Origin of the sequence: Streptomyces sp. NPDC059874, from assembly GCF_042731135.1 — a bacterium.
In the GTDB taxonomy this organism is placed as follows: Bacteria; Actinomycetota; Actinomycetes; order Streptomycetales; family Streptomycetaceae; genus Streptomyces.
Map to the genome: position 1 here is coordinate 1 of NZ_JBHWJY010000093.1, position 25,263 is coordinate 25,263.

Genomic DNA, 25,263 nt, shown 5'->3' on the forward strand with positions numbered 1-25,263 from the left:
CCGAAAGGGCGGGCCGGCGGGGGGTCTGCGGTACGGAGCCGGGCGCTAGCGCAGTCCGGTGGAGCGGCGCAGGGCCGCCTGAAGCAGGCGGTCCACCAGCTCCTGGTAGCCGATTCCCGACTCCTGCCACATCAGCGGGTACATGGAGATCGGGGTGAAGCCCGGCATCGTGTTGATCTCGTTGATGACGAACTCGCCGTCCTCGGTGAGGAAGAAGTCGGCGCGCACCAGGCCCTCGCAGGACGCGGCCTCGAAGGCCTCGATCGCGAGCCGCTGGACCTCGGCGGTCTGCCCGGGGGTCAGCGGGGCGGGCACGATCCCGGTGGCGGAGTCGATGTACTTCGCCTCGAAGTCGTAGAAGTCGTGGCTGGAGACCGGCGGGATCTCGGCGGGGGCGCTCGCGCGCGGCCCGTCCTCGAACTCCAGCACGCCGCACTCGATCTCGCGGCCGCGCAGCAGCGCCTCCACGATGAACTTCGGGTCGTGGCGGCGGGCCTCGCGGATCGCCGCGTCGAGGCCGGAGGCGTCGTCGACCTTGGTGATGCCGATCGAGGAGCCGGCCCGGGCGGGCTTGATGAACAGCGGCCAGCCGTGCTCGGCGGCGAAGTCCATGATCTTGGCCTTGGCGGCGCCCTGGTCGGCTTCCCACTCGCGGGGGCGGATGGTCACGTACGGGCCGACGCGCAGCCCGAAAGAGGTGAACACCCGCTTCATGTAGTCCTTGTCCTGGCCGACGGCCGAGGCGAGGACGCCCGAGCCGACGTACGGGATCCCGGAGAGCTCCAGGAGGCCCTGGAGGGTGCCGTCCTCGCCGTACGGGCCGTGCAGCACGGGGAAGACGACGTCGACCTCGCCCAGGGCCTTGGGAACGGCGCCCGGCTCGGTGTAGACGACCTGACGGTTGGCGGGGTCGACCGAGAGGACGACGGAGCCGTCCTCGGAGTCCGAGAGCTCCTCGACGCTCGGGAGCTGTCGGTCCGCGATGGCCATCCGCTCGGGCTCGTCGGCGGTCAGCGCCCACCGGCCGTCCGTGGTGATGCCGATGGGCAGCACCTCGTACTTGGACCGGTCGATGGAGCGCAGCACCGCGCCCGCCGTGACGACCGAGATGGCGTGTTCCGAGCTGCGGCCGCCGAACACGACGGCCACGCGGGGCTTGCGGCCCTGCTGCTCAGGGGTCTGGGGGAGGTTCTCGCTGCTCATATCGCCATGAGGGTACCCGCTCAAGCGTCCGGAAAGGTGTCAGCGACGTTCCGGTTTGGCGCTGCGCCCCATCAGCTCCTTGAGGGCGACCAGGGTGGGCTTGCCGTGGTGGACGATGTCCACCACGGTGTCGGTGATCGGCATGTCCACCCCGTGGCGGCGGGCCAGATCGGCCACGGACTGGCAGGACTTGACGCCCTCGGCGGTCTGCTTGGTGACCGCGATGGTCTCCTCCAGGGTCATCCCGCGGCCGAGGTTCGTGCCGAAGGTGTGGTTCCGGGAGAGCGGCGAGGAGCAGGTCGCGACCAGGTCGCCGAGGCCCGCGAGGCCGGAGAAGGTGAGCGGGTCGGCGCCCATCGCCACGCCCAGGCGGGTCGCTTCGGCGAGTCCGCGGGTGATGAGCGAGCCCTTGGTGTTGTCGCCGAGGCCCATGCCGTCCGCGATGCCGACGGCGAGGCCGATGACGTTCTTGACGGCGCCGCCGAGTTCGCAGCCGATGACGTCGGTGCTCGTGTACGGGCGGAAGTACGGGGTGTGGCAGGCGGTCTGGAGGCGCTGGGCCACCGCCTCGTCCACGCAGGCGACGACGGAGGCGGCGGGCTGGCGGGCGGCGATCTCGGGGGCCAGGTTGGGACCGGTGACGACCGCGATGCGCTCGGCGGGGACCTTGGCCACCTCCTCGATGACCTCGCTCATCCGCTTGGCGGTGCCGAGTTCGACGCCCTTCATCAGGGAGACGAGCACGGTGTCCGGGGCCAGCAGGGGCACCCAGGCCGCGAGATTCCCGCGCAGGGTCTGGGAGGGGACGGCGAGGACGGTGAAGTCGGCGCCGGCCGCGGCCTCGGCCGGGTCGGTGGTGGCCCTGATGCCCGCGGGGAGTTCGACGTCGGGGAAGTAGTCCGGGTTGGTCCGGCCGGTGTTGATGGCGTCGACCAGCTCCTGACGGCGGCCCCACAGGGTCACCTCGCAGCCGGCGTCGGCGAGCACGATGGCGAAGGCCGTGCCCCAGGAGCCTGTTCCGAAGACTGCCGCCTTCACGGGACGTGTCACTTCTTGCCCTCCCCCGCGGCCTTGCGCCGCTGTTCCGCCCTGGCCTTGCGATGGTCGTACGGCTGCTCGGGAGCACTTTCGCCCCGCAGCTCCTCCAGCAGCTCGGTGATGGCCGCCATGATGACCTCGGTGACCTCCTTGAGCACGTCCGGGGTGGGTTCCCGGTCGTGGAAGGCGGAGAGGTCCACCGGCGGTCCGGCGAGCACCTGGAGGGTCTTGCGCGGGAACAGGCTGACCTTGTTCTCCTTGGCATAGGGCGGCATCGCGAGATTCGCGCCCCACTGCGCCACGGGAATGACGGGCGCCTTGGTGATCAACGCGACACGGGCGGCGCCGGTCTTGCCGGCCATCGGCCACATGTCGGGGTCCCGGGTGAGGGTGCCCTCCGGGTAAAAGGCCACGCATTCGCCGCGCTCGATGGCGTCCACGGCGGCCCGGAATGCGTCCAGGGCATTGGTGCTCTCACGGTAGACCGGGATCTGCCCGCTGCCGCGCAGGATCGCGCCGACAATAGGGACCTTGAAGAGGGCCGCCTTCGCGAGCAATCGGGGCACCCGGCCGGTGTTGTACTGGAAGTGCGCGTAGGAGAGCGGGTCCAGATACGAGTTGTGATTGACGGCGGTGATAAATCCGCCCTCGGCCGGAATGTGCTCGATTCCCCGCCAGTCCCGCTTGAAGAGCACTACCAGCGGCGGTTTTGCGATGACCGCCGCCAGGCGGTACCAGAAGCCGATTCTGCGGCGGGACACTCGGACACCTTCCTCTAGGACCGGTGCGCGGCTTGGGCACCTCGTCGGGCCGGACAAGTGTGGCCCCAGGCCCGGTCTCTGTCGAGAACACCGTACGCCCCGCTCACGGCCCTCGGCCCCGGGGTCGACCGGGCGGAGGTGACAATGGTGGCCGAGCGCGCCGGAGGGAAACCCGAGGGAAGGGGGCGGCCACGAACGCCGTCTGGAGTCTGGTGGTCCCGCTGAAGCCTCTGGCGGTGGCCAAGAGCCGTCTCTCCGCGTCCGTGGGCGCGTCCCGTCCCGGACTCGCCCTGGCCTTCGCCCAGGACACCGTCGCCGGGGCTCTGGCCTGCGCGGCGGTCGCGGATGTGGTGGTCGTCACGGACGACGCGGCGGCCGGTGCGGAACTGGCCAGGCTGGGTGCGCGGATCGTTCCGGACACTCCCGGGGCCGGGCTCAACGCGGCGCTGGCCCATGGGGCGCGGGCGATACGGGAGGGGCGGCCCGGGGCGGCGGTGGCCGCGATGAACGCCGATCTACCGGCGCTGCGGCCCCCCGAATTGCTACGCGTGCTCGATACCGCCGCCGCATTTCCCCGGGCATTTCTGGCGGATGCCGCCGGAATCGGGACGACCTTGCTTTCGGCCGCGCCGGCCGTGGAATTGGCACCCTCGTTCGGGGGGCCGTCCCGGGCCAGGCATTCGGCCTCGGGGGCGGTGGAAATCGCCCTGGAGGGCGTCGACAGCGTGCGCCGGGACGTGGACACCGCGGCGGATCTGCGGACCGCCCTCACCCTCGGCGTGGGTCGTCACACGGCCCGATACAGTTCCGGTATGCAGGCGACCGCGTACACGTACGACTCCGAGACCCGCAGCGGCAGTGTGCTGCTGGACGACGGCACCCCGGTGCCCTTCGAGACCGCGGCCTTCGACGCGGGGGGCCTGCGCATGCTGCGGCCCGGGCAGCGGGTCCGGATCGAGACGGACGGCGAGGGCGAGCGGCTGCGGATCACCCTGGTCACGCTGCAGACCTTCTGAGGCTCACCCCTTCCACGCTTCTGACCTGCGAGGACGGCAAAGCACCGCGGGCCGGCTCCCCCTCGGGGAACCGGCCCGGCGTGTGTGACTCGTACCCCTGTTACTTCTTGCGGGCGGTCGTCTTCTTCGCGGTGGCCTTGCGCGTCGCCGTCTTCTTGGCGGGCGCGGTCGTCTTCGCGGTGGCCTTCTTGGCCGCCGGAGCGGTCTTCTTGGCGGCGGCGGTGGTCTTCTTCGCCGTCGCGGCCTTCTTGACCGCGGTGGCCTTCTTCGCCGGGGTGGCCTTCTTGGCGGCGGCGGTGGTCTTCTTGGCGGTCGCGGTGGTCTTCTTCGCCGTGACCTTCTTTGCGACCGCGGTCTTTGCCGCGGCCTTCTTGGCGGTGGTGGCCTTCTTCGCGGCGGCCTTCTTGACCGTCGCGGAGGCACCGCCGGTGAGGCTGCCCTTGGGCGCCTTCTTCACCGAGACCTCGCCGCCCTTGGGGAGCTTCTTGGTGCCGCTGACCAGGTCCTTGAAGCCCTGGCCCGCGCGGAAGCGGGGCACCGAGGTCTTCTTGACCCGGACGCGCTCCCCCGTCTGCGGGTTGCGGGCGTAACGGGCCGGTCGGTCGACTTTCTCGAACGAGCCGAAGCCCGTGACCGAGACCCGGTCGCCCGCGACGGTAGCGCGGACGATCGCGTCCAGTACCGCGTCGACAGCGTCCGCGGCCTGCTGACGGCCGCCCAGCTTGTCGGCAATCGCTTCTACGAGCTGCGCCTTGTTCACGTCTTCCCCTTCGGAGACTTCGCCAGAACGAATGTGTTCAAGCTTATTTCGCACGTTAGGCGGATATATACCGCAAATCAAACACGAAACGGGCTAATCACCCTAGTGCCGCAACGCCGGAGGCGGTTACGGAGTTCCTTCGCATCAGTCGCCTTCAGGGAATCGACCCTCGTCGAGGTCCTTCATCAACCTGTCCAGGCGCCTTGCCGCATCGGCGAGATCGTGCTTCGCCACGGCCGTGACGACCAACAGCTTCCGGGACAGCGCCATCCTTACGCCCTCCGGGACTTGCAGTGAGCGCACCCGTGTGTGTGCTTCTTTCAAACGGTCCGCGACGAGTTCGTAGAGCTCAAGTTGACTGTCGCGTTCCATGCACAGATTGTGCCATCTGGGGCGAGTTGTCGCCTCACGGGGCCTCAACACACAGCTGTGCCCCCCACCATCCGGTGGGGGGCACAGTGTTGTCGATGTGATCACCCGCAGGTGAATAAGCGCTGATCAGGCAGGAATCAGGCCTGAATCGTGCGCGGCTTGAAGGTCGGACGCGCACTTTCGTACGTGGCGATGTCCGCTTCGTTCTGAAGGGTGAGGGAGATGTCGTCCAGCCCCTCCAGCAGTCGCCAGCGGGCGTTGTCGTCGAGCTCGAACTCCGCTACGACGCCTTCGGCTCGAACCTGGCGGTCGACCAGGTCGACCGTGATCTCGGCGGTGGGATCGGCCTCGGTCAGCTTCCACAGCTGCTCGACGGTCTCCTGGGGCAGGACGACGGTCAGCAGGCCGTTCTTCAGCGAGTTCCCGCGGAAGATGTCGGCGAAGCGGGAGGAGATGACCGTCTTGAAGCCGAAGTTCTGCAGGGCCCAGACGGCGTGCTCGCGCGAGGAACCCGTACCGAAGTCGGGGCCGGCGACCAGCACGGTGGCGCCCGCGCGCTCCGGGCGGTTCGTGACGAACTCCGGGTCCTTGCGCCAGGCCTCGAAGAGCCCGTCCTCGAACCCGTCGCGGGTGATCTTCTTCAGCCAGTGGGCCGGGATGATCTGGTCGGTGTCGACGTTGCTGCGACGCAGCGGGACGGCCCGGCCGGTGTGGGTGGTGAAGGCTTCCATGGTTCAGACTCCGGCGGTCGCGTTGGCGTCGGACAGGTCGGCGGGCGAGGCCAGGTGGCCCAGCACCGCGGTGGCGGCGGCCACCTGCGGGGAGACCAGGTGGGTGCGCCCGCCCTTGCCCTGCCGGCCCTCGAAGTTGCGGTTGGAGGTGGACGCGGAGCGCTCACCGGGCGCCAGTTGGTCGGGGTTCATGCCCAGACACATCGAGCAGCCCGCGTGCCGCCATTCGGCGCCGGCCTCCTTGAAGACCTTGTCCAGGCCCTCTTCCACGGCCTGCAGGGCGACCCGGACCGAGCCCGGAACGACCAGCATCCGTACGCCGTCGGCGACTTTGCGACCCTCGATGATCCCCGCGACGGCACGCAGGTCCTCGATGCGGCCATTGGTGCAGGAACCTACGAAGACGGTGTCGACCTTGATGTCGCGCAGCGGCTGCCCGGCGGTCAACCCCATGTACTCCAGGGCCTTTTCGGCGGCCAGGCGCTCCGAAGCGTCCTCGTACGAAGCCGGGTCGGGGACGTTGGCCGACAGCGGCGCGCCCTGGCCCGGGTTGGTGCCCCAGGTGACGAACGGGGACAGCGCGGCGCCGTCGATGACGACCTCCGCGTCGAAGACCGCGTCGTCGTCGGTGCGCAGGGTCCGCCAGTACTCGACGGCAGCGTCCCAGTCCTTGCCCGTCGGGGCGTGGTCGCGGCCTTCGAGGTAGTCGAAGGTGGTCTGGTCGGGGGCGATCATGCCCGCGCGGGCACCGGCCTCGATCGACATGTTGCAGATGGTCATGCGGGCTTCCATCGACAGCTTCTCGATGGCCTCGCCGCGGTACTCCAGGATGTAGCCCTGGCCACCACCGGTGCCGATCTTGGCGATGATCGCCAGGATCAGGTCCTTGGCGGTGACGCCCTCGGCCAGCTCGCCGGTGACGGTGATCGCCATCGTCTTCGGGCGGGCCAGCGGCAGAGTCTGGGTGGCCAGCACGTGCTCGACCTGGCTGGTGCCGATGCCGAAGGCCAGCGCACCGAACGCGCCGTGGGTGGAGGTGTGCGAGTCACCGCAGACCACGGTGGTGCCGGGCTGGGTCAGACCCAGCTGCGGTCCCACGACGTGTACGACGCCCTGCTCGACATCGCCCAGCGAGTGCAGCCGTACGCCGAACTCTGCGCAGTTCCTGCGCAGCGTCTCCAGCTGGGCCCGGGAGACCGGGTCCGCGATCGGCTTGTCGATGTCGAGCGTGGGGGTGTTGTGGTCCTCGGTCGCGATGGTGAGGTCGAGGCGTCGGACCTTGCGGCCGGCCTGACGCAGACCCTCGAAGGCCTGCGGGCTGGTCACCTCGTGCAGCAGGTGCAGATCAATGAAGAGGAGGTCGGGCTCGCCTTCGGCGCGCCGGACGACATGGTCGTCCCAGACCTTCTCCGCGAGTGTCCTACCCATCGCTTTCCCTCCGGCCGGCCGGTTGTGCCGGCGCTTCATAGAGATCTGTTGCGCCTGATCGCCCGGTACCCCACGTCTCGGACGACGGCTCGGACCCAGTGGTTCGTGGACCCGCACATACAGACTCGCTTGTTCTTGGAAAAATTGAACTTGCGTTTCACAGTGTGAGACGCGAATATCGTTTCATGGACAACTCTAGCGGCGTCGGCGTTCTCGACAAGGCAGCTCTGGTATTGAGCGCACTGGAGTCCGGTCCGGCCACCCTCGCCGGGCTGGTCGCGGCGACAGGGCTCGCACGACCCACGGCACACCGGCTGGCCGTGGCACTGGAACACCACCGGATGGTGGCGAGGGACATGCAGGGCCGGTTCATCCTCGGTCCGCGGCTGGCGGAGCTCGCCGCCGCGGCCGGCGAGGACCGTCTGCTGGCCACGGCGGGACCGGTACTGACCCACCTGCGCGACGTGACGGGCGAGAGCGCGCAGCTCTACCGCCGTCAGGGAGACATGCGCATCTGCGTGGCGGCCGCCGAGCGGCTGTCGGGCCTGCGGGACACCGTCCCGGTGGGCTCCACGCTCCCGATGAAGGCCGGCTCGGCCGCGCAGATCCTGATGGCCTGGGAGGAGCCCGAGCGGCTCCACCGCGGCCTGCAGGGCGCGCGCTTCACGGCGACGGCGCTCTCGGGCGTACGGCGCCGCGGCTGGGCGCAGTCGATCGGCGAGCGGGAGCCCGGCGTGGCCTCCGTCTCGGCGCCCGTGCGCGGGCCGTCGAACCGTGTGGTGGCCTCCGTGTCGGTCTCCGGGCCGATCGAGCGCCTGACCCGCCACCCGGGCCGGATGCACGCCCAGGCCGTCATCGACGCGGCCGCCCGACTCACGGAGGCCCTGCGCCGCTCCGGCTGAGCCGGCACCATGCACCACCTCCACCCGTTCACCGCCGGGCCCGGAGGCGCGTACGACGCCGCACACGTCCGAACACGCGCCTCCGGGCCCGCACTTGTGAGGTGTACGGGTACAACGAAGAGGCCCTCCGCGATGAACGCGGAGGGCCTCTTCTGTGCGTACCCCCGACCGGATTCGAACCGGCGCTACCGCCTTGAGAGGGCGGCGTGCTAGGCCGCTACACAACGGGGGCTTGCAGGTACTGCGCTGGGCTACCAGGACTCGAACCTAGAACAAAGGAACCAGAAACCTTCGTGTTGCCAATTACACCATAGCCCAAGGGTGGTCTAGACCAGACCACAGTACCCCCGACCGGATTCGAACCGGCGCTACCGCCTTGAGAGGGCGGCGTGCTAGGCCGCTACACAACGGGGGCCCTAGCGATCCTGCATCAAAACATCCGGGTGCGACCCTGGAGATCTCGCGGGAAGGATCTGTACCCCCGACCGGATTCGAACCGGCGCTACCGCCTTGAGAGGGCGGCGTGCTAGGCCGCTACACAACGGGGGCAAAGCACTGCGTTACTACTGCACTGCGCTGGGGTACCAGGACTCGAACCTAGAATAAGGGAACCAGAAACCCTCGTGTTGCCAATTACACTATACCCCACCGAAAGTCAAGCCCCTGGGGGGATTTTCTTTCGAGTGGCGCCCCCGTCCGGCCTTTCGGCCCGCTCCGGCGGCGCAGAAAGAACATTACCGGATGCCTGACCGTGCTCCAAAACGGGTATCTGCGGCCAGCAGCTCCGGCAGCTGGTCAAGGCCCTCGATCCGGTGCGCCCCATCGGGACCCGGCCCCCGGCCGCCCCGCCGGTCGAGCCAGAAGGCCAGCAGGCCGGCGTCACGGGCCCCGCGCGCGTCGATCTCGGGCTGGTCCCCCACGTACGCCACTTCGCCCGGCGGCAGGGCCAGCGCCTCGCACGCGGCGAGGAAGGCCCCCGCCTCGGGCTTGCTCACCCCGAGCTCGACGGCGCAGACCAGCACTTCGAAGCGGTCGCGCAGCCCGAGGTCGCGCAGCTTCGGGTCCTGGTTGACGAGGGAGGAGTTGGAGAGCACCCCGTGCCGGTAGTCGACCGCGAGGGCGTCGAGTGCGGGCACGACGTCGGGGAAGACCTTCCACTCGGCCTTGTAGTGCGCGACGTACTGGTCGAACCAGGCGTCGGCCTGGCCGTCGGTCATCGCGGGCTGTTCCAGGAACTCCCGCACCCGGTCCCGACGCTGCCCCTGGAAGCTCCCCTCACCGGCCGCGAAACGCTCCCAGTGCCGGTCGGTGATCCGGCGCCACAGCGCGAGCGCCTCGGTGGGGGTCCCGTACCGCGCGGCGATGCCCTCGGCCTCCAGGTGCCGCGAGAGCCCGACGGCGTCGGCCCCCGTGTAGTCGAACAGGGTGTCGTCGATGTCCCACAGCACGGCGCGGATCGGCATACCGCCGAGGCTACTCGGCCAGCCCGTCCCCGGTGGGCACGACGAGGAACTCCGTCGGGAAACGCCGCAGGGGGCGGCGGCCGGGGATCCGGCCGCCGCCCCCTGCGGGACGTGAACGCTACGCGGCGAGCTTCGCCAGGGCCGCGTCGATGCGGGCCAGGGAGCGGTCCTTGCCCAGGATCTCCAGTGACTCGAAGAGCGGCAGGCCGATCGTGCGGCCGGTGACGGCCACGCGGACCGGGGCCTGGGCCTTGCCGAGCTTGAGGCCGTGGGCCTCGCCTGCGGTGAGGACGGCCTGCTTGAGGGACTCCGGGTCCGACCAGTCGGCGCCGGCGAGGTTCTCGCGCGCCGTGGTCAGCAGGGCCGCCGGCTCGCCCTTCATCGCCTTGTCCCACGAAGCCTGGTCCTCGACCGGCTCCTTCAGGAACAGGAAGTCGACGTTGGCGGTGATCTCCGACAGGACGGTCACGCGCGTCTGGGCGTACGGCGCGATGCGGTCCCACGCCTCGGCGTCGAAGTCCTCGGGCGCCCAATTGGCGTGCGGGGCCTGGAGCCACGGGGCACAGCGGTCCGCGAAGGCCTTCGGGTCGAGCAGGCGGATGTGGTCGCCGTTGATCGACTCGGCCTTCTTGAGGTCGAAGCGCGCCGGGTTGGCGTTGACGCCGTCGATGTCGAACTTCGACACCATCTCCTCGATCGAGAAGACGTCCTGGTCCTTGGAGAAGGACCAGCCGAGCAGCGAGAGGTAGTTCAGCAGGCCCTCGGGGAGGAAGCCGCGCTCGCGGTACAGGTTGAGCGAGGCCTCGGGGTCGCGCTTGGAGAGCTTCTTGTTGCCCTCGCCCATCACGTACGGCAGGTGGCCGAAGGCGGGGGTGGTCTTGGCGACGCCCAGCTCGATGAGTGCCTTGTACAGGGCGATCTGGCGCGGGGTCGAGGAGAGGAGGTCCTCGCCGCGGAGCACGTGCGTGATCTCCATCAGCGCGTCGTCGACCGGGTTGACCAGCGTGTACAGCGGGGCGCCGTTGGCCCGGAGGATGCCGAAGTCGGGCACGTTGTCCGGGGTGAAGGTGAGCTCGCCGCGGACGAGGTCCGTGAAGGTGATCGGCTCGTCGGGCATCCGGAAGCGGACGATGGAGGCGCGGTGCTCGCCCTCGTACGCCTCGAGCTGCACGGTGGTCAGCTCGCGGCAGTGGCCGTCGTAGCCGGAGGGCTTGCCGGCGGCGCGGGCGGCCGCACGGCGCGCGTCGAGCTCCTCGGTGGTGCAGTAGCACTTGTAGGCGTAGCCGCCGTCCAGGAGCTTCCGCGCGACATCCTTGTAGATGTCCATGCGCTCGGACTGGCGGTACGGGGCGTGCGGGCCGCCCACCTCGGGGCCCTCGTCCCAGGTGAAGCCGAGCCAGCGCAGCGAGTCGAGCAGCTGGTCGTACGACTCCTCGGAGTCGCGCGCCGCGTCGGTGTCCTCGATGCGGAAGACGAACGTACCGCCGTGGTGGCGGGCGAACGCCCAGTTGAAGAGGGCGGTGCGGACCAGGCCCACGTGGGGGTTGCCGGTCGGGGACGGACAGAAACGTACGCGGACGTTCGCGTTAGCCACGCTTGATCACCTTGTTGGTGAGAGTGCCGATGCCTTCGATGGTGACGGCGACCTCGTCGCCGACGTTGAGGGGGCCGACTCCGGCCGGGGTCCCCGTGAGGATGACGTCGCCCGGGAGCAGCGTCATGGCCTCGGTGATGTGCACGATCAGGTCCTCGATGGAGCGGACCATGTCGCTGGTGCGGCCGAGCTGGCGTTGTTCGCCGTTGACGGTGCACTGGATGGTCAGGTCGCTCGGGTCCAGGTCGGTCTCGATCCAGGGGCCGAGGGGGCAGGAGCTGTCGAAGCCCTTGGCCCGCGCCCACTGCTTCTCGCGCTGCTGGACGTCGCGCGCGGTGACGTCGTTGGCGCAGGTGTAGCCGAGGATGACGTCCTTGACGCGCTCGCGCGGGACCTCGCGGCACATGCGGCCGATGACCACGGCGAGCTCCGCCTCGTGGTGGAGGTCCTGGGAGAAGGAGGGGTACGCGATCGGGTCGCCCGGGCCGACCACCGAGGTGGAGGGCTTGAAGAAGGTGATGGGGGCGTCCGGGACCTCGTTCCCGAGCTCCGCCGCGTGCTCCGCGTAGTTGCGGCCGATGGCCACGACCTTGTTCGGGAGTACGGGTGGCAGCAGTCGGACCTTGCTCAGCGGGACCTTGGTGCCGGAGAGCTCGAAGTCCGCGAACGGGATGCCCTTGATGATGTCGAGGACGAGCTCCCCCTCGGACGCCGCGAGGGCGGCATCGCCCTCGACCACGCCGAAGGCGACATTGCCGTCGATCGAGAACCTGGCGATGCGCACGTGTTGCGTCTGCCCCTCTGTATTTCCGCTGGCTGGAGTCTGCGGACTCCAGGCTAACGCGGCGGGCACCGGCGCTTCGCGCTGCTTTGCGCGGCTGCTACTGCGCCGGGGTGACGACCGGCGCGTCCATCAGGATCGTGCGGCGCGGGTTGGCGGTCTGGGTCGGCAGCTCGACGGCGTGCTCCGGGGTGGCCGGTGCCGCCTGCAGCTCCTCGGCGTCCGCCAGGTGCGCCAGGGTGGTGCGGCGGGGGTTGGCTATGTTGCGGAACATCGTCGTCGTCTTCATGGGGGTTTCAGGCCTCGGCTGTCCGTGAGCGGCGGTTGACGCGGCCGTCAACCCTGTAAAGGGCAAGGCTAAACATCTAAATCCCTCACCGAACCGGTAAGTAATGGCCACAGCTATGTGAGTTTGCTCACCAGCGACCTGGCAATACGGGCATAACAGGCAGTCAATTTGACCCGAAGAAACGGACATTGCGCCACTGAATGCTCCATTCCGCTCCTGATCATCTCGACTGGGACACCTTGCCAACCCCCGCATTTGGGCGATGTAAGTCCGGTTTGCACCGAAAGGCGCACCACATCGCGTAGCCCGTCTGTCACAAGCCGTCACCGACTCTCCGGGCCGACACGCGCACCTTGTTGGAGATCCTGCACTGTGCTGGAATTCGCGGGACCGCCGCGGGAATCAACCGGCGCGCAGGTGGCGCGACTAGCGCCGAGCGCGGTGGCAACGAGAGGGAGACGCGCCGGTCACCGACGACCACCATGGGGCCGTTAGTGCCCCACGACTCGACACCGTTCCACCGGTCGCCCGGTGGAACGCCTGGTCCAGAGGTTGCGACGCTAGTGCAGGGACGATTCAAGAGGGATGGCAAGGGGTCTCCCCAGGCCCGCCAGGGCCGTGGGGATGCCGCGGCCGAGCAGGAGCCGCGCGGGACCGACCGTGGCACCTCGCCCCAGCACGCCCAGAACCGCGGGCCGGCTGTCGAAGGCGCGGGCCACGACGCCTCCGCCACGGTGAAGGCGAAGGGCCGCGGGAAGCTCGCCAAGGCCGGTCAGACCGAGCAGCAGGACACGGCGATACCGAAGGCCCCCAGTGGGCCCGGTTCCCGTCTCGCCATGCAGAACTGGCGAATCAGCACGCGACTGGTGTCGCTGCTGACCCTGCCCGTCGTCGCCGCCACCACGCTCGGTGGCTTCCGTATCAACGACTCGCTCAACGACATCGCGCAGCTCGAGCACATGCAGCTGCTGACGACGATGACCCGGCAGGCCACCCACCTGGCCGCCATGCTCCAGGAGGAGCGGGACAGCTCGGCGGGTCCGCTCTCCCTCACCAAGGGCCGGAGCAACAGCACGGTCGACGGCAAGCGCCAGGAGACCGACAACGCGGCGAAGGCCTTCGCCGCCGCGACGGACAAGGTCGACGACGTCGAGGGCAAGGACGACACCCTCAAGTCGATCCGCAACAACATCCTGCAGATCGGTCGTCAGATCGCCAACATCGACGACATCCGCAAGCACGCGTATGCCAACGGTGCCCAGCAGACCGTCACCGAGTACAACGCGCTGATCGTCTCGCTGCTCTCGCTCTCCCAGGACATGGCGCAGGCCACCTCCAACCCGGAGATGATCAAGCGCACGCGCGCCCTGGCGGCCTTCTCGTCCGCCAAGGAGTACGCCTCCATCCAGCGCGCGATCATCGCCGCCTCGCTCCCCGAAACCTCGGACCGGCAGGGCGAGCTGAAGGAGAACGACCGTCTGTACGCGCTCTCCGCGCAGCGCGGTGAGACGCAGGCGAAGAAGACCTTCGAGCTCGTCTACCAGGGCCGCTCCGAGGAGCTCCTCGCCGGCCTCGGCGACGGCAACTCCGAGATCGCCAGCGCCGACCACTACGCGCGCCGCGTGCTCTCCAACCCGGAAGCCTTCGCTCGGGAGAAGAACCGGTCCTGGCTGGACTGGTACGACGCCGACGCCACCAAGCTCACCGCCATGAAGCAGATCGAGCTCAGCCTGCTCGAGGACATGGAGCAGAAGGCCCGCGAGCTCAAGCAGGAGTCGCAGCAGGATGCCATCATCAACGGTGCCCTGATCCTCCTCGTGCTCGGTGTCTCCCTCGTCGGCGCCTTCGTCATGGCCCGCTCGATGATCCGCTCGCTGCGCCGCCTCCAGGACACCGCCACCCGCGTCGCCCAGGACCGCCTGCCGGAGCTCGTCAAGCAGCTCTCCGAGTCCGACCCGCAGGACGTCGACACGTCCGTGGAGTCGGTCGGTGTGCACACCCGCGACGAGATCGGCCAGGTGGCCGCGGCCTTCGACGACGTGCACCGCGAGGCCGTCCGCCTCGCCGCCGAGCAGGCCCTCCTGCGAGGCAACGTCAACGCGATGTTCACCAACCTCTCGCGCCGTTCGCAGGGCCTCATCCAGCGTCAGCTCTCGCTCATCTCCGAGCTGGAGTCGCGCGAGGCCGACCCGGACCAGCTGTCCTCGCTCTTCAAGCTCGACCACCTCGCGACCCGCATGCGCCGTAACGGCGAAAACCTCCTCGTCCTCGCGGGCGAGGAGCCGGGTCGCCGGTGGACCCGCCCCGTCCCGCTCGTCGACGTGCTCCGTGCCGCCGCGTCCGAGGTGGAGCAGTACGAGCGCATCGAACTGGCCTCGGTGCCGGGCACCGATGTCGCCGGCCGCGTCGTCAACGACCTCGTGCACCTCCTCGCCGAGCTGCTGGAGAACGCCACGTCGTTCTCCTCCCCGCAGACCAAGGTCCGGGTCACCGGTCACGCGCTTCCCGACGGCCGCGTGCTCGTCGAGATCCACGACACCGGCATCGGCCTCTCCCCGGAGGACCTCGCCGCGATCAACGAGCGCCTCGCGGCGCCGCCGACCGTGGACGTCTCCGTCTCCCGCCGCATGGGCCTGTTCGTGGTCGGCCGCCTGTCCCTGCGACACGGCATCCGCATCCAGCTGCGCCCCTCCGACTCGGGCGGTACGACGGCCCTCGTCATGCTCCCGGTGGACGTCGCCCAGGGCGGCAAGAAGCCGGGTGGTCCGGGCGGTCAGGCTCCGGGTGGTCAGGCTTCGGCCGGTGGCCCCGGCGCTGCCGCGCAGGCTTCCGTTCCCGGTGCGGGCGCACGTCCGCCCGTGGGCGCGGGCCCGCAGCGCGGCCAGGTCGGCGCGGGCGGTCAGCGTGCCGCGCTGCCGGGTCGTGACGGCGCTGCCGGGCCGCAGGGCCCGCAGGGTGGTCGCCCACAGCAGCCCGCCGGCCCCGGTGCCCGCCCGCAGCAGGGCGGCCAGGGCGGCTTCGGCGGCGGTGCGCCGACCGGCCCGACCGGCCAGGGACAGGGACAGGGCGCCTTCGGCGGCGGTGCTCCGCTGCCGGGCCGCGGTACGGCCGGCGCGGGTGCCGGCGCCGCGGGCTTCGCGGGTGCCGGGCTGTCCGGTGGCCCGCAGCCCCGCCCGACGGCCGGCCCCTCGGGATTCCCGCAGGGCAACGGCTTCGAGCGCCCGCAGCAGCAGCCGCAGGCCCCGCAGCCCCAGCAGCCCCAGCAGCAGCCGCAGTCGTACCAGCAGCCGGCCGCCCCCGCGTCGCCGGCTCCGAACGGCCCGCGACCGCAGCTGCCGCCGCGCGGCGGCGCTCCCCGTGCGGAGCTGCCCGCCCCGCAGGCCACCAGCTGGGGTGCCGACCAGGCCCGCGGCCACGACGAGCTCTCGGGCCCCGGCTCCACGGCCGAGTTCGCCCGCCCGGACTTCAACGCCCCGCTCCCCCAGGGGAACGTCGGCAACAGCACGACCGGACAGTTCGAGCGTCCGGACGTACGGGGCTTCCAGGACCAGTCGACCACCGGCCAGTTCGAGCGCCCGGGCGGTTTCCAGCCCCAGCGCCCCGGCGGCCCCGGTGTCGGCGGGTTCGACCGTCCGCAGCAGGCCCCGCAGCAGCAGCCGCAGGCTCCGCGCCTTCCGCAGGCGCCGCAGCCCGAGGCCCTGCCGCCGGCGCCGAACCGGGGCGAGGGCCGCAGCCCGATCTTCGACACGCTGGAGTCGAACTGGTTCCGCGAGGAAGGGCAGCAGCCCGCTCCGCAGGCACCCGCCGTTCCTCAGCAGCCGCAGCAGTCCGCCCCGGCACCGCAGCAGCAGCTGCCGCAGCGCGGCCAGGACCACGCGGAGCCCGCCGCGGCGACGACCGGCAGCACGCCGACCGTCAGCTGGCGGTCCTCGCCGAACGACGAGCTGATGCGTCAGGCCGAGCGCGTGCGCCAGCCCGCCGCCGGCGGCATCACCACCTCGGGGCTGCCCCGCCGGGTCCCCCGGGCGAACCTCGTGGCCGGCACCGCGCAGCAGCAGGCGGACGCGCAGCCCGGTCCGCAGGTCTCGCGGGCCCCCGACGACGTCCGTGGCCGTCTGACCAACCTCCGACGGGGTATTCAGCAGGGTCGCCAGGCCGGCAACAGCGGTCCGGCGACCGGCAGTTACCACATCGACCCCACTTATCAGCAGGAGCGTTAGTTGAGTTCGATGAGCCAGGCGGCACAGAACCTGAACTGGTTGATCACCAACTTCGTGGACAACACCCCCGGGGTGTCCCACACGGTGGTGGTCTCCGCCGACGGACTTCTTCTGGCGATGTCCGAAGGTTTCCCCCGCGACCGCGCCGATCAGCTGGCGGCCGTGGCCTCCGGTCTGACCTCGCTGACCGCCGGAGCCTCCCGTATCTTCGAGGGCGGCGCCGTCAACCAGACCGTGGTCGAGATGGACCGGGGATTCCTCTTCCTCATGTCCGTCTCCGACGGATCCTCGCTGGCCGTACTCGCGCACCCCGAGTGCGACATCGGCCTCGTGGGCTACGAGATGGCCCTCCTCGTGGACCGCGCCGGCAGTGTCCTCACCCCGGACCTGCGCGCGGAGCTTCAGGGAAGCCTGCTCATCTGACTGTCCATCTCCCGGCCGGCCGGTACTTCCGGCCGGGAGACCGGGTCCCCCGCCCCGGATCCCAGTACCCCCGCCAGGCCGTCATACCGTTCCCCCCACCGGCCGCCCCGTCAGACGGCACGCTGACCACTGCTGTCCAGCCCGGAGGATCAATGACCCCGCCCCCCGCCTACCCCGATGCGTACGGAGATTCGTACTCGGAAGGCGAACAGCCGCTGGTGCGTCCGTACGCGATGACCGGCGGCCGGACCCGGCCGCGCTACCAGCTCGCCATCGAGGCCCTGGTCAGCACCACGGCCGATCCGATGCACCTGTCCGGCCTGCTCCCGGAGCACCAGCGCATCTGCACCCTGTGCCGCGAGGTCAAGTCGGTCGCTGAAGTCTCCGCACTGCTGTCGATGCCGCTCGGTGTCGCCCGGATCCTCGTCGCCGACCTGGCGGAGGCCGGAATGGTGGCCATCCACCAGCCGGGCAATGGAGAGGCCGGCGGCACGCCGGACGTGACACTGCTCGAAAGGGTGCTCAGTGGACTTCGCAAGCTCTAACGGAGGGGCGACTCGCTCCACCACCTCCGCGAAGATCGTGGTGGCGGGCGGCTTCGGCGTGGGCAAGACCACGTTCGTCGGCGCGGTCTCCGAGATCAACCCCCTGCGCACCGAAGCCGTCATGACCAGCGCCTCCGCCGGAATCGACGACCTCACCCACACCGGTGACAAGACGACCACCACGGTCGCCATGGACTTCGGCCGCATCACCCTCGACCAGGACCTGATCCTGTACCTCTTCGGTACCCCCGGACAGGACCGCTTCTGGTTCATGTGGGACGACCTCGTCCGCGGCGCCATCGGCGCGATCGTGCTGGTCGACACCCGTCGGCTCGCCGACTGCTTCCCGGCCGTGGACTACTTCGAGAACAGCGGTCTGCCGTTCGTCGTGGCGCTCAACGGTTTCGAGGGGCACCAGCCGTACACGCCGGAGGAGGTCCGCGAGGCCCTGCAGATCGGCCCGGACGCCCCCATCATCACCACCGACGCCCGCCACCGCGCGGACGCCAAGAGCGCACTCATCACGCTCGTCGAGCACGCGCTCATGGCGCGACTCAAGTAACACGGTTTCAGCTGCCGCCGAAGGGGCGGGCTGTGTCCTACGACACGGCCCGCCCCTTCGGTTCATAACGTTTCGACAGAGAATTGGCGCCAGTTGGCGACAGGGCGCGTTCGGTTGGTGCCGCTACGCGCACAACTCCCCCTATTTTTGCCGCAGGAAGCTCTTTATGTCCGATTTATGCGGGGCATAAGGCTCAGGGAACGGCCGATTTCAACTGTTTGGAACACGGCCGTTAACCGTGCTGGAATTCAACGAACTAGCTAGTAGTACCGCCGAGAGGTTGTTGGTCGAGTGAGGCGAAGCAACGCAAGCCCCGCGGATGAACCCGCGCGCGGCAACTTCACCCCGCCACCGCGAGCGGCCGCGTCGTCGGTCGACGTGCCCGTGGCCCCGCCCGTGAGCAGCGGGAGCACCTCCAGGTTCTCCCCCCGCAACTGGCGCGTGCCGACCCGTCTGAACGCCATCCTGCTCGTGCCCGCCCTCGTCGGGCTGGTCATGGGCGGTTTCCAGGTGAAGGGCTCCGTCGACACCTGGAACGAGGCCAAGGACGCCGAGAAGATAGCCAGGGTCGTCCAGGCCGCCTCGGAATACAGCCAGGCGCTGCTCAACGAGCGTGACCTCACCGCCGAGCCGCTGCTGACCGGCAACACCACGAGCAACGTCGTCACCAAGACGCGAGACGTGACCGACGCGGCCAAGGTCAAGTTCGACCAGGCCGTCAAGGACATGCCGAAGAACCAGGGCCTGGAACGGCGCCTGGAGCTCTTCCGCGCGGAGGAGCCCAAGCTCCAGATCGTCCGCAGCACCGCGTACGTCGCCACGGCCGAGACCGCGAAGAAGAACCTCCCCAAGGAGCCGGGCCCGATCCCGACCGAAGAGGGCTATGTGCTGGTCCAGCACTACCTCATGCAGTTCGCGAACGAGCTCGGCCTCGGCACCGGCAACGTGACCTCGTACGGCCGCATGGTCTACGCGATCCAGCTGGCCAAGGCGGCGAACTCGCTGCAGCGCTCCGTCGGCACCCACCTGCTGGTCCGCCCGAGCGCGGACGAGAACGTCCGCAAGAGCCAGCTCGTCGCCTTCTCCTCGTACGCCTACCTCGAAGAGATCGCCATCGGCGAGTACGTCGCGGCGGGCACCGAGGAGGACGTCAACCGCCTCAAGCAGGTCATGGGCAAGAAGTCCGAGGAGGGCGCCGCCAAGCTCGCCGCTGCCAAGCAGCAGGCGGAGCAGTCCGGCACCGTCTTCAAGACCCCGCCCACCGGGGGGCCCAACCAGTCCCCGCTCGTCGGCATGACCGACGCGATCGCCGGCGGCCAGACCAAGAAGCAGCTGATCGACGGCGGCACCACGCCCATGGCCTGGCAGGCCGCCGCCACCGCGAAGTTCGACGGCTACGACGAGGTCGAGAAGGAACTCCTCGACAAGGCCGTCAAGGACGCCGTCGCGGTCTCCGACGACGCCCGCACCGACGCCATCACCAACGGCGCCATCGTGGTCGTGGCCCTGTCCGTCGCCTTCATCCTGGCCGGCCTGATGGCCCGCCAGATGGGCCGCGCGATGCGCCGCCTGCGCACCTCCGCCTTCGACATCGCCGAGCAGCGCCTGCCGATGCTCGTCGACCAGCTCTCGCGCACCGACCCGGGCAAGGTGGACACCCGCGTCCACCCGATCCCGATCGACTCCCAGGACGAGATCGGCGAGGTCGCCCGCGCCTTCGACCAGGTCCACCGGGAAGCGGTCCGGCTCGCCGCCGAGCAGGCGCTCCTGCGAGGGAACGTCAACGCGATCTTCACGAACCTCTCCATGCGCAACCAGTCGCTGATCGAGGGCCAGCTGACCCTCATCACCGACCTGGAGAACAACGAGGCCGACCCGGACCAGCTGGAGAACCTGTTCCGCCTGGACCACCTGGCCACCCGTATGCGCCGCAACGGCGAGAACCTCCTCATCCTCGCGGGTGAGGAGCCGGGCCGCCGCTGGGACCAGCCGGTCCCCCTCGTCGACGTCCTGCGCGCCGCCTCCTCCGAGGTGGAGCAGTACGAGCGCATCGAGCTCTCCGGCGTCTCCGACGCGGAGATCCACGGCCAGGCCGTGACCGACCTCGTGCACCTGCTCGCCGAGCTGCTGGAGAACGCCACCACGTTCTCCTCCCCGCAGACCAAGGTCCGCGTCACCGCGACCCGTCTGCCGGACGGCCGCGTGATGGTCGAGATCCACGACAAGGGCATCGGCCTCACCGCCGAGGACTTCGCGGACATCAACCACAAGCTCGCCAACCCGCCGACCGTGGACGCCGCGATCTCGCAGCGCATGGGTCTGTTCGTGGTCGGCCGGCTGGCGGACCGCCACAGCATCCGCGTCCAGCTGCGCCCCTCGGGCGAGGCTGCCGGTACCACCTCGCTGATCATGCTCCCGGACGCCATCACCCACGGTGGCGGTGGCGAGGGCATACCCGAGGACGACTTCACGGTCTCCTCGATGATCCCGCAGCAGCAGGCCCAGCAGGCCGCCCCGCTGCGCACGGCCGCCGAGCTCGGCTTCGACGACTCGCGCTACGACCAGCAGGGCTCCGACGGCCGCGACCTCGACCCGGTCGGGCGGTCCCTCGTCCGCGAGGAGCGCCGTGCCGCGCTGGAGGCCCAGGCCCAGGGTGGCTACCCGCAGGAGCAGCAGGGCTATCCGGAACCTCAGCCTGAACACGGGTACCAGCCGTACCAGGGCTACGAGCAGCAGCCCGAGCAGGGCTACGAGTCCCCCTACGAGGCTCCGCAGCCGCAGCAGGGCTACGAGGCGTACCCGCAGCAGGACTACGGCTATGCGGAAGCCGGCTACCAGGACCGGCAGCAGGCCGAGCAGGCCTACGACGGCGGCTACGACTCCCGGTCGCAGCAGGCTGAGTGGCCGGAGCGGAACTCTTACCAGCCGGCGTACGAGCAGGACTACGGGACCGAATCGGAATCCCCTGCCGTACCCGAACAGGCCCCGGAGCGCGTAGGCTTCGACCGTCCGGGCGCCGCTGCGGACACCGGTCACGTGATGACCGGAGCGGGTCTGCCGCGTCGTGGCAGCCAGCAGCAGTGGCAGCCGGCACAGCAGGAAGCGGAGTCCACCGGATCCCTCTTCGAGCAGCGGCCGCCGCGTCAGCAGCAGCCCGCCGCGGCGGAGCGGGAGCCGGAAAGCACGGAAGGCAGCAGCGCCTGGCGCTCGGGCAACGACGAGCGCTGGCAGCAGGCGGCCAAACTCCGTGAGCCGAAGGCGGGCGGGGTCACCCCGTCCGGTCTTCCTCGGCGGGTGCCCAAGGCCAACCTGGTCGAGGGCGCGGCGGAGACGACCCCGCAGGGAGGCCCCCAGGTCTCCCGTGCCCCGGAGGACGTCCGTGGCAGGTTGAGCAACCTGCGGCGGGGTGTCCAGCAGGGACGCAACGCGGGTTCCGAGCAGTCAAGTAACAGCTATGACCAGGAGCGTTAGTGTGAGCGCGATGAGCCAGGCGGCGCAGAACCTGAACTGGTTGATCACCAACTTCGTGGACAACACCCCAGGGGTGTCCCACACGGTGGTGGTCTCCGCCGACGGCCTTCTGCTGGCGATGTCCGACGGATTCCCGCGCGACCGCGCCGATCAGCTGGCGGCCGTGGCCTCCGGTCTGACCTCGCTGACCGCCGGAGCCTCCCGCATCTTCGAGGGCGGCGCCGTCAACCAGACCGTGGTCGAGATGGACCGGGGATTCCTCTTCCTCATGTCCGTCTCCGACGGATCCTCCCTCGCAGTGCTGGCGCACCCCGAGTGCGACATCGGCCTCGTGGGCTACGAGATGGCCCTTCTGGTGGACCGCGCGGGCAGTGTTCTCACGCCGGATCTGCGCGCGGAGCTGCAGGGAAGTCTTCTCAACTAGCAGACAGGCAGTGTGTTTCGCGCCATCGCACCGTAGGGTGCGGTGGCGCGGTTCCACAGGGAGTACTGCGTTCTTGGAGTCGGAGGAGGAAACGTGACAACACCCGGAGGTCATCCTTATGGCGGCGCGCAGCAGCAGCCGCAGGGTGGGCACGACCAGAACCGCTTCAACTTTCCTTCTGCTCCCAGCCGGCCCGTGCCGGAGCACAACCCGTACCAGCAGCAGCCGTACGGACAGCCCCAGCAGCCTCAGCAGCCCCAGATGCCTCAGCAGCAGCCTCCGCGCGCTGCCCGGCAGCCGGCTCCGAAGGCCCACAACCCGCTGGTGCGCCCGTACGCGATGACCGGCGGCCGTACCCGGCCGCGCTACCAGCTCGCCATCGAGGCGCTGGTCAGTACCACGGCCGATCCCGCGCGGCTGCAAGGGCAGTTGCCCGAGCACCAGCGCATCTGCCGCCTGTGCCAGGAGATCAAATCCGTCGCGGAGATCTCGGCACTTCTCTCCATTCCTCTTGGTGTCGCCCGAATCCTCGTCGCCGACCTGGCGGAGGCGGGCCTTGTCGCCATTCACCAGCCCGGCGGCGACGAGTCTGCCGGCGGCCAGCCAGATGTGACACTGCTCGAAAGGGTGCTCAGTGGACTTCGCAAGCTCTAACGGCGGAGCGGCTCGCTCCACCACCTCCGCGAAGATCGTGGTGGCGGGCGGCTTCGGCGTGGGCAAGACCACGTTCGTCGGCGCGGTCTCCGAGATCAACCCCCTGCGCACCGAAGCCGTCATGACCAGCGCCTCCGCCGGAATCGACGACCTCACCCACACCGGTGACAAGACGACCACCACGGTCGCCATGGACTTCGGCCGCATCACCCTCGACCAGGACCTGATCCTGTACCTCTTCGGTACCCCCGGACAGGACCGCTTCTGGTTCATGTGGGACGACCTCGTCCGCGGCGCCATCGGCGCCGTCGTCCTCGTGGACACGCGCCGCCTGGCGGACTGCTTCCCCGCGGTGGACTACTTCGAGAACAGCGGTCTGCCGTTCGTCATCGCGCTCAACGGCTTCGACGGCCACCAGCCGTACACGCCGGAGGAGGTCCGCGAGGCCCTGCAGATCGGCCCGGACGCCCCCATCATCACCACCGACGCCCGCCACCGCGCGGACGCCAAGAGCGCACTCATCACGCTCGTCGAGCACGCGCTCATGGCCCGCCTGCGGTAGTCGGCGGCCGAATTCGCCGAAGGCCCCCGTGTCGGACGACACGGGGGCCTTCGCGTACGTCTCCCGACCCCGCCGACGTCACGCACGCGGAAGGCCCCGCACCCTTGAGGGGTGCGGGGCCTTCTCGGCTTCGGGGCTCAGCCCTGCCAGCTGTGCGGGGCGCGGAAGCCCGGGGTGCGCTCCAGGCGGCGCCAGCCGGCCTGGGAGCGGGGGGTGGTGACGGTCTCGGGGGTGGCGGCGGCGCGGGCGAGCAGGATCGCGGTGATCGCGGCCAGCTCCTCGGGGGCGGCGTTGCCCTTTTCGACGCGCAGCAGGGTGTCGGTGCTCATCGGTGGCTTGTCTCCTCTTACTGCGGCGGGTTGCCGTGCTTGCGGGACGGCAGGTCGGCGTGCTTGTTGCGGAGCATCGCGAGGGCGGCCACGAGGGTCTCGCGGGTCTCGGCGGGGTCGATGACGTCGTCGACGAGGCCGCGCTCGGCCGCGTAGTACGGGTGCATCAGTTCCGCCTTGTACTCCTTGACCATGCGTACGCGCATGGCCTCGGGGTCCTCGGCGTCCGCGATCTGCTTGCGGAAGATGACGTTGGCCGCACCCTCGGCGCCCATCACGGCGATCTCGTTGGTGGGCCAGGCGTAGGTGAGGTCGGCGCCGATGGACTGGGAGTCCATGACGATGTACGCGCCGCCGTAGGCCTTGCGCAGGATCAGCGAGATCCGCGGGACGGTGGCGTTGCAGTAGGCGTACAGCAGCTTGGCGCCGTGGCGGATGATGCCGCCGTGCTCCTGGTCGACGCCCGGCAGGAAGCCGGGGACGTCCAGCAGGGTGATGATCGGGATGTTGAAGGCGTCGCACATCTGGACGAAGCGCGCGGCCTTCTCGGAAGCCTCGATGTCGAGGACGCCGGCGAGGTGGCCGGGCTGGTTGGCGACGATGCCGACGACCTGTCCGTCCATCCGGGCCAGGGCGCAGATGATGTTGCGGGCCCAGCGCTCGTGGATCTCCAGGACGTCGCCCTCGTCGACGATCTCCTCGATGACCTTGAGCATGTCGTACGGGCGGTTGCCGTCGGCGGGGACGAGGTCCAGCAGGACGTCGCTGCGGCGGTCCGCCGGGTCGCTCGACTCGTGGACGGGCGGGTTCTCGCGGTTGTTGGAGGGCAGCATCGAGATGAGGTAGCGGACCTCGGAGATGCAGGTCTCCTCGTCGTCGTACGCGAAGTGCGCGACGCCCGAGGTCTCGGCGTGCACGTCCGCGCCGCCGAGGCCGTTCTGGGTGATCTCCTCGCCCGTCACCGCGCGGACCACGTCCGGTCCGGTGATGAACATCTGCGAGGTCTCGCGCACCATGAACACGAAGTCCGTCAGGGCCGGCGAGTACGCGGCGCCGCCGGCGCACGGGCCCAGCATCACCGAGATCTGCGGGATGACGCCCGAGGCCTTCGTGTTGCGCTGGAAGATGCCACCGTAGCCGGCGAGGGCGGAGACACCCTCCTGGATGCGGGCGCCGGCGCCGTCGTTCAGGGAGACCAGCGGGGCACCGGCCGCGATGGCCATGTCCATGATCTTGTGGATCTTCGTGGCGTGGGCCTCGCCCAGGGCGCCGCCGAAGATGCGGAAGTCGTGCGCGTAGACGAAGACCGTGCGGCCCTCGACCGTGCCCCAGCCGGTGATGACACCGTCGGTGTAGGGCTTCTTGGCCTCCAGGCCGAAGCCGGTCGCCCGGTGGCGGCGCAGCTGTTCGACCTCCTTGAAGGAACCTTCGTCGAGCAGCAGCGCGATGCGCTCACGGGCGGTCAACTTGCCCTTGGCGTGCTGGGTCTCGGTCGCGCGGTCACTGGGGCCGCGCCGCGCCTGCTCGCGCAGGGAGTGCAGCTCGGCCACGCGCCCACGGGCGTCCGTCGGCTCGCTCGGGGTCTGGTCCACAACGGTCATGTACCGACCTTACGAAGCGCACCATCAAAAACCTCCGTTCATTCCGCACAGTCTCGGGAGTCTTCCGCTGTCCGGCCCGCACAGTGGCGCGGAGGCATGCAAGGACTCCACCAGAGGGGACCTTCGTCCTTTGT

At 69.7% G+C, this 25,263-nt stretch carries 22 protein-coding genes, 5 tRNA genes and 1 pseudogene; 10 read left to right on the forward strand and 18 right to left on the reverse strand.

Annotation, left to right across the window (positions count from 1 at the left end; genetic code table 11):
• Window positions 1-45 precede the first annotated feature (45 nt).
• From ACFV9H_RS35220 to ACFV9H_RS35230, 3 genes are read right to left on the reverse strand one after another with little or no spacing between them, the layout of a single operon-like run.
• The gene (locus ACFV9H_RS35220) at window positions 46-1,203 is read right to left on the reverse strand and encodes a D-alanine--D-alanine ligase family protein (protein WP_385406630.1); all 1,158 of its coding nucleotides are present in this window, start codon (window positions 1,201-1,203) and stop codon (window positions 46-48) included.
• Between the two features lie 39 nt (window positions 1,204-1,242).
• On the reverse strand, window positions 1,243-2,253 hold the full coding sequence (locus tag ACFV9H_RS35225) for an NAD(P)H-dependent glycerol-3-phosphate dehydrogenase (protein ID WP_385406633.1): 1,011 nt from the start codon (window positions 2,251-2,253) through the stop codon (window positions 1,243-1,245).
• Window positions 2,250-3,002, reverse strand: coding sequence for a lysophospholipid acyltransferase family protein (locus tag ACFV9H_RS35230; protein WP_385406636.1), 753 nt, complete (start codon window positions 3,000-3,002; stop codon window positions 2,250-2,252). Before ACFV9H_RS35230 ends, ACFV9H_RS35225 begins: the two co-directional genes overlap by 4 nt.
• A gap of 209 nt (window positions 3,003-3,211) precedes the next feature.
• On the opposite strand from ACFV9H_RS35230, the pseudogene cofC reads away from it, so the two are divergent.
• A pseudogene (cofC, locus tag ACFV9H_RS35235) lies at window positions 3,212-3,814 on the forward strand (2-phospho-L-lactate guanylyltransferase); the annotation flags it as partial.
• 304 nt (window positions 3,815-4,118) lie between these two features.
• Here cofC and ACFV9H_RS35240 read toward each other — a convergent pair.
• The 4 genes from ACFV9H_RS35240 to leuC all read right to left on the reverse strand — a co-directional run bounded on the left by ACFV9H_RS35240 (window position 4,119) and on the right by leuC (window position 7,309).
• On the reverse strand, window positions 4,119-4,778 hold the full coding sequence (locus tag ACFV9H_RS35240) for an HU family DNA-binding protein (protein WP_385406639.1): 660 nt from the start codon (window positions 4,776-4,778) through the stop codon (window positions 4,119-4,121).
• A gap of 144 nt (window positions 4,779-4,922) precedes the next feature.
• On the reverse strand, window positions 4,923-5,150 hold the full coding sequence (locus ACFV9H_RS35245) for a hypothetical protein (protein ID WP_385406642.1): 228 nt from the start codon (window positions 5,148-5,150) through the stop codon (window positions 4,923-4,925).
• 137 nt (window positions 5,151-5,287) lie between these two features.
• Window positions 5,288-5,881, reverse strand: coding sequence for a 3-isopropylmalate dehydratase small subunit (gene leuD, locus ACFV9H_RS35250; protein ID WP_030386442.1), 594 nt, complete (start codon window positions 5,879-5,881; stop codon window positions 5,288-5,290).
• A gap of 3 nt (window positions 5,882-5,884) precedes the next feature.
• Window positions 5,885-7,309: a 3-isopropylmalate dehydratase large subunit gene (gene leuC, locus ACFV9H_RS35255; protein WP_385406644.1), complete on the reverse strand. Its 1,425-nt coding sequence runs from the start codon at window positions 7,307-7,309 to the stop codon at window positions 5,885-5,887.
• A 185-nt stretch (window positions 7,310-7,494) separates the two neighbouring features.
• On the opposite strand from leuC, the gene ndgR reads away from it, so the two are divergent.
• A complete protein-coding gene (gene ndgR / locus ACFV9H_RS35260; RefSeq protein ID WP_007266782.1) occupies window positions 7,495-8,211 on the forward strand; it encodes an IclR family transcriptional regulator NdgR in 717 nt (238 codons plus the stop codon).
• Between the two features lie 159 nt (window positions 8,212-8,370).
• Here the strand turns inward: ndgR and ACFV9H_RS35265 are convergent.
• The 9 genes from ACFV9H_RS35265 to ACFV9H_RS35305 form a co-directional block, all read right to left on the reverse strand.
• Window positions 8,371-8,443, reverse strand: a tRNA-Glu gene (locus ACFV9H_RS35265).
• 14 nt (window positions 8,444-8,457) lie between these two features.
• Window positions 8,458-8,529 (reverse strand) — tRNA-Gln (locus tag ACFV9H_RS35270).
• 24 nt (window positions 8,530-8,553) lie between these two features.
• Window positions 8,554-8,626 (reverse strand) — tRNA-Glu (locus tag ACFV9H_RS35275).
• Window positions 8,627-8,687: 61 nt separating this feature from the next.
• A tRNA-Glu gene (locus ACFV9H_RS35280) sits at window positions 8,688-8,760 on the reverse strand.
• A gap of 27 nt (window positions 8,761-8,787) precedes the next feature.
• Window positions 8,788-8,859: transfer RNA gene (locus ACFV9H_RS35285), tRNA-Gln, on the reverse strand.
• 86 nt (window positions 8,860-8,945) lie between these two features.
• Window positions 8,946-9,674 (reverse strand): HAD family hydrolase, encoded by a 729-nt coding sequence (locus ACFV9H_RS35290; protein ID WP_385406647.1) that lies wholly within the window; start codon window positions 9,672-9,674, stop codon window positions 8,946-8,948.
• Between the two features lie 118 nt (window positions 9,675-9,792).
• On the reverse strand, window positions 9,793-11,268 hold the full coding sequence (gene gltX, locus ACFV9H_RS35295; protein WP_385406649.1) for a glutamate--tRNA ligase: 1,476 nt from the start codon (window positions 11,266-11,268) through the stop codon (window positions 9,793-9,795).
• Window positions 11,261-12,052 carry a fumarylacetoacetate hydrolase family protein gene (locus ACFV9H_RS35300; RefSeq protein ID WP_385406651.1) on the reverse strand — a complete coding sequence of 264 codons (792 nt, stop codon included), beginning with the start codon at window positions 12,050-12,052 and terminating at the stop codon, window positions 11,261-11,263. The genes gltX and ACFV9H_RS35300 overlap by 8 nt, the downstream gene beginning before the upstream one ends.
• A 97-nt stretch (window positions 12,053-12,149) precedes the next feature.
• The gene (locus ACFV9H_RS35305) at window positions 12,150-12,338 is read right to left on the reverse strand and encodes a hypothetical protein (protein WP_385406652.1); all 189 of its coding nucleotides are present in this window, start codon (window positions 12,336-12,338) and stop codon (window positions 12,150-12,152) included.
• 563 nt (window positions 12,339-12,901) lie between these two features.
• Here ACFV9H_RS35305 and ACFV9H_RS35310 point away from each other — a divergent pair.
• The 8 genes from ACFV9H_RS35310 to ACFV9H_RS35345 all read left to right on the forward strand — a co-directional run bounded on the left by ACFV9H_RS35310 (window position 12,902) and on the right by ACFV9H_RS35345 (window position 23,199).
• Entirely contained in the window at window positions 12,902-16,558 is a 3,657-nt protein-coding gene (locus ACFV9H_RS35310; protein ID WP_385406655.1) for a nitrate- and nitrite sensing domain-containing protein, read from the forward strand.
• A gap of 9 nt (window positions 16,559-16,567) precedes the next feature.
• Window positions 16,568-16,981, forward strand: a complete 414-nt coding sequence (locus ACFV9H_RS35315) for a roadblock/LC7 domain-containing protein (protein WP_008739864.1) — start codon at window positions 16,568-16,570, stop codon at window positions 16,979-16,981.
• Between the two features lie 152 nt (window positions 16,982-17,133).
• Complete coding sequence (locus tag ACFV9H_RS35320; protein WP_365166228.1) at window positions 17,134-17,526, forward strand: DUF742 domain-containing protein; 393 nt, start codon at window positions 17,134-17,136, stop codon at window positions 17,524-17,526.
• On the forward strand, window positions 17,507-18,088 hold the full coding sequence (locus tag ACFV9H_RS35325) for an ATP/GTP-binding protein (RefSeq protein WP_385406657.1): 582 nt from the start codon (window positions 17,507-17,509) through the stop codon (window positions 18,086-18,088). The genes ACFV9H_RS35320 and ACFV9H_RS35325 overlap by 20 nt, the downstream gene beginning before the upstream one ends.
• A gap of 291 nt (window positions 18,089-18,379) precedes the next feature.
• Window positions 18,380-21,559: a nitrate- and nitrite sensing domain-containing protein gene (locus tag ACFV9H_RS35330; protein ID WP_385406659.1), complete on the forward strand. Its 3,180-nt coding sequence runs from the start codon at window positions 18,380-18,382 to the stop codon at window positions 21,557-21,559.
• Between the two features lie 10 nt (window positions 21,560-21,569).
• Window positions 21,570-21,983, forward strand: coding sequence for a roadblock/LC7 domain-containing protein (locus ACFV9H_RS35335; protein WP_030037347.1), 414 nt, complete (start codon window positions 21,570-21,572; stop codon window positions 21,981-21,983).
• A gap of 93 nt (window positions 21,984-22,076) precedes the next feature.
• Window positions 22,077-22,637 carry a DUF742 domain-containing protein gene (locus tag ACFV9H_RS35340; protein WP_385406661.1) on the forward strand — a complete coding sequence of 187 codons (561 nt, stop codon included), beginning with the start codon at window positions 22,077-22,079 and terminating at the stop codon, window positions 22,635-22,637.
• Complete coding sequence (locus ACFV9H_RS35345; RefSeq protein WP_037792108.1) at window positions 22,618-23,199, forward strand: ATP/GTP-binding protein; 582 nt, start codon at window positions 22,618-22,620, stop codon at window positions 23,197-23,199. Before ACFV9H_RS35340 ends, ACFV9H_RS35345 begins: the two co-directional genes overlap by 20 nt.
• A gap of 137 nt (window positions 23,200-23,336) precedes the next feature.
• Here the strand turns inward: ACFV9H_RS35345 and ACFV9H_RS35350 are convergent, their stop codons facing one another.
• Both ACFV9H_RS35350 and ACFV9H_RS35355 read right to left on the reverse strand, forming a co-directional pair.
• Window positions 23,337-23,528, reverse strand: coding sequence for an acyl-CoA carboxylase subunit epsilon (locus tag ACFV9H_RS35350; protein WP_385406664.1), 192 nt, complete (start codon window positions 23,526-23,528; stop codon window positions 23,337-23,339).
• 17 nt (window positions 23,529-23,545) lie between these two features.
• Window positions 23,546-25,129, reverse strand: a complete 1,584-nt coding sequence (locus tag ACFV9H_RS35355; RefSeq protein WP_385406666.1) for an acyl-CoA carboxylase subunit beta — start codon at window positions 25,127-25,129, stop codon at window positions 23,546-23,548.
• Window positions 25,130-25,263: the final 134 nt, after the last annotated feature.

Coding starts and splice junctions, on each gene's coding strand:
- ndgR (WP_007266782.1), top strand. CDS start 7,495: ATGGACAACTCTAGCGGCGTCGGCGTTCTCGACAAGGCAGCTCTGGTA.
- ACFV9H_RS35315 (WP_008739864.1), top strand. CDS start 16,568: ATGAGCCAGGCGGCACAGAACCTGAACTGGTTGATCACCAACTTCGTG.
- ACFV9H_RS35355 (WP_385406666.1), bottom strand. CDS start 25,129: ATGACCGTTGTGGACCAGACCCCGAGCGAGCCGACGGACGCCCGTGGG.
- leuD (WP_030386442.1), bottom strand. CDS start 5,881: ATGGAAGCCTTCACCACCCACACCGGCCGGGCCGTCCCGCTGCGTCGC.
- ACFV9H_RS35305 (WP_385406652.1), bottom strand. CDS start 12,338: ATGAAGACGACGACGATGTTCCGCAACATAGCCAACCCCCGCCGCACC.
- ACFV9H_RS35220 (WP_385406630.1), bottom strand. CDS start 1,203: ATGAGCAGCGAGAACCTCCCCCAGACCCCTGAGCAGCAGGGCCGCAAG.
- ACFV9H_RS35245 (WP_385406642.1), bottom strand. CDS start 5,150: ATGGAACGCGACAGTCAACTTGAGCTCTACGAACTCGTCGCGGACCGT.
- leuC (WP_385406644.1), bottom strand. CDS start 7,309: ATGGGTAGGACACTCGCGGAGAAGGTCTGGGACGACCATGTCGTCCGG.
- ACFV9H_RS35290 (WP_385406647.1), bottom strand. CDS start 9,674: ATGCCGATCCGCGCCGTGCTGTGGGACATCGACGACACCCTGTTCGAC.
- ACFV9H_RS35335 (WP_030037347.1), top strand. CDS start 21,570: ATGAGCCAGGCGGCGCAGAACCTGAACTGGTTGATCACCAACTTCGTG.
- ACFV9H_RS35350 (WP_385406664.1), bottom strand. CDS start 23,528: ATGAGCACCGACACCCTGCTGCGCGTCGAAAAGGGCAACGCCGCCCCC.
- ACFV9H_RS35320 (WP_365166228.1), top strand. CDS start 17,134: ATGACCCCGCCCCCCGCCTACCCCGATGCGTACGGAGATTCGTACTCG.